The organism is Rodentibacter sp. Ppn85 (genome assembly GCF_001999335.1).
Classification (GTDB): Bacteria; Pseudomonadota; Gammaproteobacteria; order Enterobacterales; family Pasteurellaceae; genus Rodentibacter.
In genome coordinates this window covers 1-3,473 of record NZ_MLHS01000036.1, presented here as the reverse complement: position 1 = coordinate 3,473, position 3,473 = coordinate 1, and the positions used below count along the sequence as shown (strand labels likewise).

At 48.6% G+C, this 3,473-nt stretch carries 2 rRNA genes; both read right to left on the bottom strand.

What is annotated here, in order from left to right:
* Window positions 1-7: 7 nt before the first annotated feature.
* Window positions 8-123: ribosomal RNA gene (gene rrf, locus BKL51_RS06435) — 5S ribosomal RNA — on the bottom strand.
* 151 nt (window positions 124-274) lie between these two features.
* Window positions 275-3,276, bottom strand: a 23S ribosomal RNA gene (locus tag BKL51_RS06430).
* Window positions 3,277-3,473: the final 197 nt, after the last annotated feature.

The window sequence follows — 3,473 nt, the reverse complement described above, 5'->3', positions numbered from 1 at the left end:
AATAAAAACCCGGCAGTGCCCTACTCTCACATGGGGATACCCCACACTACCATCGGCATTACAGCATTTCACTTCTGAGTTCGGTATGGATTCAGGTGGAACCACTGCACTCTCGCCGCCGGGATAATTCCTCGATAACTTCTCTCTTCAACTTTAGCTTGTCTTTTTATCTCGTTTTACCTTTTTCATCTGTTCTTATCGGATACAAGCTGATTACTTTATACTTTAATTCGTTGTATTTTACGTTAGCCGCCCAAAAACACTTGAGCGTTGTATAGTTAAGCCCCTCGGGCAATTAGTATGGGTTAGCTCAATATCTCACAATACTTACACACCCCACCTATCTACGTCTTCGTCTCAAACAACCCTTACAGTCTTATAAACTGGGAGAACTCATCTTAAGGCAAGTTTCGTGCTTAGATGCTTTCAGCACTTATCTCTTCCGCACTTAGCTACTCGGCAATGCGTCTGGCGACACAACCGAAACACCAGCGGTGCGTCCACTCCGGTCCTCTCGTACTAGGAGCAGCCCCCCTCAATTCTCCAGCGCCCACGGCAGATAGGGACCGAACTGTCTCACGACGTTCTAAACCCAGCTCGCGTACCACTTTAAATGGCGAACAGCCATACCCTTGGGACCTACTTCAGCCCCAGGATGTGATGAGCCGACATCGAGGTGCCAAACACCGCCGTCGATATGAACTCTTGGGCGGTATCAGCCTGTTATCCCCGGAGTACCTTTTATCCGTTGAGCGATGGCCCTTCCATTCAGAACCACCGGATCACTATGACCTACTTTCGTACCTGCTCGACCTGTCCGTCTCGCAGTTAAGCTTGCTTATACCATTGCACTAACCTGACGATGTCCGACCGTCATTAGCAAACCTTCGTGCTCCTCCGTTACACTTTGGGAGGAGACCGCCCCAGTCAAACTACCCACCAGACACTGTCCGAGACCGCGTGTGCAGTCTTCGTTAGAACACCAAACCTTAAAGGGTGGTATTTCAAGGCCGACTCCATAGAAACTGGCGTTCCTACTTCATTGTCTCCCACCTATCCTACACATCAAAATTCAATGTTCAGTGTCAAGCTATAGTAAAGGTTCACGGGGTCTTTCCGTCTAGCCGCGGGTACACCGCATCTTCACGGCGATTTCAATTTCACTGAGTCTCGGGTGGAGACAGCCTGGCCATCATTATGCCATTCGTGCAGGTCGGAACTTACCCGACAAGGAATTTCGCTACCTTAGGACCGTTATAGTTACGGCCGCCGTTTACTGGGGCTTCGATCAAGTGCTTCTCTTGCGATTACACCATCAATTAACCTTCCAGCACCGGGCAGGCATCACACCCTATACGTCCACTTTCGTGTTTGCAGAGTGCTGTGTTTTTAATAAACAGTTGCAGCCAGCTGGTATCTTCGACCGGTTCACCCTTCACCCGCTAGGGGCTACAAGCTACGCCGGCGCACCTTCTCCCGAAGTTACGGTGCTATTTTGCCTAGTTCCTTCACCCGAGTTCTCTCAAGCGCCTGAGTATTCTCTACCTGACCACCTGTGTCGGTTTTCAGTACGGTTTAGTGATATCTGAAGCTTAGTGGCTTTTCCTGGAAGCGTGGTATCGGTAACTTCAACTCCGTAGAGTCTCGTCATCACGTCTCGGTGTTAAGAAATTCCGGATTTGCCTAAAATTTCCACCTACCAGCTTAAACGGACATATCCAACCGTCCGCTTACCTAACCTTCTCCGTCCCCACATCGCAATATCACCAAGTACGGGAATATTAACCCGTTTCCCATCGACTACGCTTTTCAGCCTCGCCTTAGGGGCCGACTCACCCTGCCCCGATTAACGTTGGACAGGAAACCTTGGTCTTCCGGCGAACGGGTTTTTCACCCGTTTTATCGTTACTTATGTCAGCATTCGCACTCGTGATACGTCCAGCATACCTCTCGATACACCTTCATCCGCTTACACGACGCTCCCCTACCCAACAGGAGCAACATTAATGATTCTTGTCGGGTCCGCTCCGACTCAACGTTTTTTAGCTTGACCAACATGCTCCACTTCGTTACGCATGTTGTTAATCGTAAAAACCATTAATGTTGCTCCTGATGCCGCAGCTTCGGTGCTATGTTTGAGCCCCGTTACATCTTCCGCGCAGGCCGACTCGACTAGTGAGCTATTACGCTTTCTTTAAATGATGGCTGCTTCTAAGCCAACATCCTAGCTGTCTAAGCCTTCCCACTTCGTTTCCCACTTAACATAAACTTGGGGACCTTAGCTGGCGGTCTGGGTTGTTTCCCTCTCCACGACGAACGTTAGCACCCGCCGTGTGTCTCCTGAGTATCACTCTTCGGTATTCGCAGTTTGCATCGGGTTGGTAAGCCGGGATGGCCCCCTAGCCGAAACAGTGCTCTACCCCCGAAGGTGTCCGCTCAAGGCTCTACCTAAATAGATTTCGGGGAGAACCAGCTATCTCCCGGTTTGATTGGCCTTTCACCCCCAGCCACAAGTCATCCGCTAATTTTTCAACATTAGTCGGTTCGGTCCTCCAGTTAGTGTTACCCAACCTTCAACCTGCCCATGGCTAGATCACCGGGTTTCGGGTCTATACCTTGCAACTTATCGCCCAGTTAAGACTCGGTTTCCCTTCGGCTTCCTTATTCAGTTAACCTCGCTACAAAATATAAGTCGCTGACCCATTATACAAAAGGTACGCAGTCACCCTTTCAGGCTCCCACTGCTTGTACGTACAAGGTTTCAGGTTCTATTTCACTCCCCTCGCCGGGGTTCTTTTCGCCTTTCCTTCACAGTACTGGTTCACTATCGGTCAATCAGGAGTATTTAGCCTTGGAGGATGGTCCCCCCATCTTCAGACAGGATATCACGTGTCCCGCCCTACTTGTTACAAACCTAGTGCTTCCAACACATTTTCGGATACGGGATTATCACCCTCTGTGATTCAACTTCCCAGTTGATTCTCCTAATGCGTCGAATAAAGTTTGATGGCTCCTCCGCTTTCGCTCGCCGCTACTCACGGAATCTCGGTTGATTTCTTTTCCTCGGGGTACTTAGATGTTTCAGTTCTCCCGGTTTGCCTTTCATTACTATGGATTCATAATGAAATGATGGATTCTTCATCCATCGGGTTTCCCCATTCGGACATCTTGGATTAAACGCCTCTTATCGACTCATCCAAGCTTTTCGCAGATTAGCACGTCCTTCATCGCCTCTGATTGCCAAGGCATCCACCTTGTACGCTTAGTCACTTAACTATACAACCTCAAGTGTTTTCACATAACTTACTCCGTTACGTCTTCACCTTGAAGCGAATCTTTAATTCAACTAAACACTTGACTGCCTTTTCTCAGTCAAGATTTCTTTCTACTCAGACTTCCTCTATTCCTTTCGGAACTTAAAAGTCTCTTCAGTTTTCAGCTTGTTTCCAATTTTTTAAAGAACAGAAGATAAA